This is a genomic window from Daejeonella rubra (assembly GCF_900103545.1).
Classification (GTDB): domain Bacteria; phylum Bacteroidota; class Bacteroidia; order Sphingobacteriales; family Sphingobacteriaceae; genus Daejeonella; species Daejeonella rubra.
Map to the genome: position 1 here is coordinate 1 of NZ_FNHH01000057.1, position 3497 is coordinate 3497.

The 3497-nt window shown below is 39.7% G+C and carries 4 protein-coding genes; all 4 read right to left on the reverse strand.

Annotated elements, in window-relative coordinates; genetic code table 11:
- Window positions 1–138: 138 nt before the first annotated feature.
- The 4 genes from BLR27_RS18215 to BLR27_RS18230 all read right to left on the reverse strand — a co-directional run bounded on the left by BLR27_RS18215 (window position 139) and on the right by BLR27_RS18230 (window position 3315).
- Window positions 139–1104: an isopenicillin N synthase family dioxygenase gene (locus tag BLR27_RS18215; protein WP_090707295.1), complete on the reverse strand. Its 966-nt coding sequence runs from the start codon at window positions 1102–1104 to the stop codon at window positions 139–141.
- A 279-nt stretch (window positions 1105–1383) separates the two neighbouring features.
- A complete protein-coding gene (locus tag BLR27_RS18220) occupies window positions 1384–1887 on the reverse strand; it encodes a hypothetical protein (protein ID WP_090707297.1) in 504 nt (167 codons plus the stop codon).
- 204 nt (window positions 1888–2091) lie between these two features.
- A complete protein-coding gene (locus BLR27_RS18225; protein ID WP_090707298.1) occupies window positions 2092–2976 on the reverse strand; it encodes an OmpA family protein in 885 nt (294 codons plus the stop codon).
- A 114-nt stretch (window positions 2977–3090) separates the two neighbouring features.
- A complete protein-coding gene (locus tag BLR27_RS18230) occupies window positions 3091–3315 on the reverse strand; it encodes a CDGSH iron-sulfur domain-containing protein (protein WP_090707300.1) in 225 nt (74 codons plus the stop codon).
- Window positions 3316–3497 lie beyond the last annotated feature (182 nt).

Genomic DNA, 3497 nt, shown 5'->3' on the forward strand with positions numbered 1-3497 from the left:
CACAAAGATTTTAGTTTATTAACACCCCCCGGACCCCCCATTTCAACAATAGTAATAGCTAATAAATATTCTTTCATTGACCAAAGGAAATGACGCATTTATGGCATCGATTGTTGTTTTCCTCCAACCGAAAGCAAATTACATTTTCAATCCTATTTCCCTTAAACGTTCATCCAGATATTCGCCGGCAGTAATGTCTGTATAGGCTTTGGGATGCTTTTCATCAATACATGATTCCAGTGCAGTCAGATCCATATCAGCTTTAGGGTGCAAAAAGAATGGCACAGAAAAGCGTGAGTTTTTCATAAGTTCACGCGGTGGATTTACCACACGGTGCGTAGTAGATTTAAGTTTATTATTGGTCAAACGCTGCAACATATCACCTACATTAACTACAATATCTTCCGCATTGGGTTTAACAGCAAACCATTTTCCGTCACGGGTTAAAACCTCGAGTCCGTCGGCACTTGCACCAATTAATAAGGTGATCAGGTTGATATCCTCATGTGCTCCTGCACGTACCGCATCATCAGGCAAGCTATCCGGATCCATGATCGGGAAATAATGTATAGCACGTAAAATGGAATTACCATTGTGTACCTTATTATCAAAATAATTTTCCGGAAGGTTCAGATATACAGAAATGGCATGCAGTAAATGCTTGCCGGCTTCTTCTAAACGCTGATATACTTCACGGGTTATTTTATTGAATTCCGGTAATTCATCTACCTGAATATTGTCAGGGTATTCGCTTTTAACCGGATCCCCATCAGTAACTACTTGTCCGCTTTGCCAGAATTCCTTCAGATCGGGAGTTTTAGAATCTTTTGCCTTCTCTCTGCCCTTGCTTGTATAGCCACGCTGACCTGCCAGACCGGCAATTTCATATTTTAATTTTTGCTCTTCAGTCATGCTGAAGAACCGCTTCACCTCAGCATAAAGCTCATCCATCAGCTCTCTGGTCATACCATGATTAGCGATAGTTACAAAACCTGTTTCATTAAATGCTTTACCAATATCATCAGAAAATCTCTTTTTCTGTTCAGCGGTACCCTTGATATAATCATGCAGATCAAGGCGGGGAATATTTACTTCAGCAGACATATTGAATTGATTAGTTTATGAAACGAATATACAATCAATTGTTAATAAGCTATAAAATTATAGACAATAATTAATACATATAATTGTTTTTCAGAGCTTTATGTTATCCACATTCCGGATCGGAGTCCGGAATGACATGGATCGGAGTCCGGAATGACATGGATCGGAGTCCGGAATGACATGGATCGGAGTCCGGAATGACATGGATCAAGTTCAGAAGGAAAGTTGCCAGTACAATTTGTGGAATTACTGATTGGTGAAACACCTACCAGAGGGGAACTACCTCTTCTGAACAAGCATTATGCCCGATCTGATCATAGTCCTGTCTTTAGCCAATAAGTTCACTTTCAGAACACCTTTATTACTTGTAGGAATCGAAATAGATTTAACGCCCTGTCTTATTAAATTTTTGATCTCAGTATTAGGATCCAGATCACAAACAATCATTTTTTTGTTTACATCTGTGTCATTTATAGAGATAACATCATTATTGGAAATTAACTTCATGGGCTTATCATCTTCCATGGTAAGGATTATCTCAGTCCCCTTTTTAATTGTTGCCGCAACAGGTAAATTCAGCAGTAAAGTATAACTATCATCCACAGCGCGGATAGAAAAATTGAGTTTACCGATATCTCCGCCATCCTTAAAAAGGTACATAGACGACTGCCTGATATGTTCCTTTGTGCGCTTATCAATTCGATTTACTGCCAAAACAGGAGCCTGCGAGAAGGAATCGAAAGAAGCAAGGATCAACAAGAATATCAAAACAGTGGATCGCATACACGTGATTAATTTGTGAATTCAATTCAAAGTTACAAAATATTTCCTATGGTCGGTGTTGTCCCCGTACCACATGCAATGTCATGCCGAGACCTGCCCTTCAGCAGGTCAGGTACCTTCGTTAGCTTAGCAAGAAATATTCAATGTTTTATAAAGGCACACGCGTCACGCGTGCGCCAGCAACAAATAGAACTAAGTATTATTTTATTTAGACGCCTCCGAAGGTGCCTTACCGATCAGTTCCATAAACTGGTCCAGGTTAGGAGTTATGATGATCTGCGTACGTCTGTTTTTAGATTTTCCGGCATCCGTATCATTTCCTGCAACCGGGTTATATTCGCCTCTGCCACCTGCTGTCAGGCGTTTAGGGTCCACACCATATTGGTTCTGAAGTGCCTGAACCACTGAAGAACCTCTTAAAGCACTCAGATCCCAGTTGTTTCTAATATTAGGCATGTTGATCGGCACATTATCCGTATTACCTTCGATCAGCACATCATAACCATCATAATCTTTAATGATCTTAGCAATCTTGCTCAGCACCTCTCCGGATGTTTCTGAAATCAGATAGCTTCCTGATCTGTACAGCATATTATCTGAAAGAGATATATAAACAACACCTTTCAGCACCTGGACATCAACATCCTTCATTTCTTCACGACTTAATGAGCGGGTCAGATTATTGGTTAAGACCATGTTAAGCGAATCGCTTTTATTCTTGGCATTCACCAGCTGCTTAATATATTTATTAGATAAATTGATCTCATCAACCAGTTTGGATATGTTCACATTTCCTTGTCCGCTGGATGTTAAGCATTTATCGAGTGCTTGCTGAAGAGCTGCGAGATTCGACTTTTCAGATGCGAGCTGCTCTTCCAGGCTTTTCACACGAACTCCGGATGCTGAAAGCTGCTGCTGACTGGTTTGATATTTCTTATCCAGGTCGCGGTTGCTTTCCTGAAGCCGGTCATAGTTGGATTGCAGCTGACTCTGACTGGTTTGAAGTGCAGTATATTCCTTCTTACTCACACAACTTTGGGTCAATACGACTGTAATAAGCAATATTGATAATGTTCCTGTAATTTTCATAGATACAATTCTTGTTACAGACAAGTTACAACAAAAAAAGTGCCGTAATCAATTTAAGGGCTTTAAACACAAACAGCCCACTAATAATGGGCTGCTGTATAGAAAAATGAAGTTTTAAACCTTCTTTGGAGGAAGATCAAAAGCGATCGCCTCATGCTCGAAGTGTCCATTATGAGCCCCATCGCAAAATGGTTTATTCTTGGATAATCCGCAACGGCAGAGCGAAAGTACAGTTCTTCCCTGAAGTCCGTATTCATTGCCATTTCTGTCCACGATCTCAAAATCGCCCTCTATCTTTACGGAACCGTTATTATTGATGGTTATTTTTGTCTTTGACATAATTTATCTTTTTTTTAAGCGAAGATAATGGATTGACAGAGGGCTATAGTAAAATGAAGTAAATTAATTTTCCTATGGTCGGTATTCTCCTTTAGACTTGTAAAAGTAAAACAGAGTATAGAACTTGTGTTTTACAATAGTTACAAGGGCAAAGGCAAATTAAGGTGTTCTCCGGGAATTAA

Coding starts and splice junctions, on each gene's coding strand:
- BLR27_RS18215 (WP_090707295.1), bottom strand. CDS start 1,104: ATGTCTGCTGAAGTAAATATTCCCCGCCTTGATCTGCATGATTATATC.
- BLR27_RS18220 (WP_090707297.1), bottom strand. CDS start 1,887: ATGCGATCCACTGTTTTGATATTCTTGTTGATCCTTGCTTCTTTCGAT.
- BLR27_RS18225 (WP_090707298.1), bottom strand. CDS start 2,976: ATGAAAATTACAGGAACATTATCAATATTGCTTATTACAGTCGTATTG.
- BLR27_RS18230 (WP_090707300.1), bottom strand. CDS start 3,315: ATGTCAAAGACAAAAATAACCATCAATAATAACGGTTCCGTAAAGATA.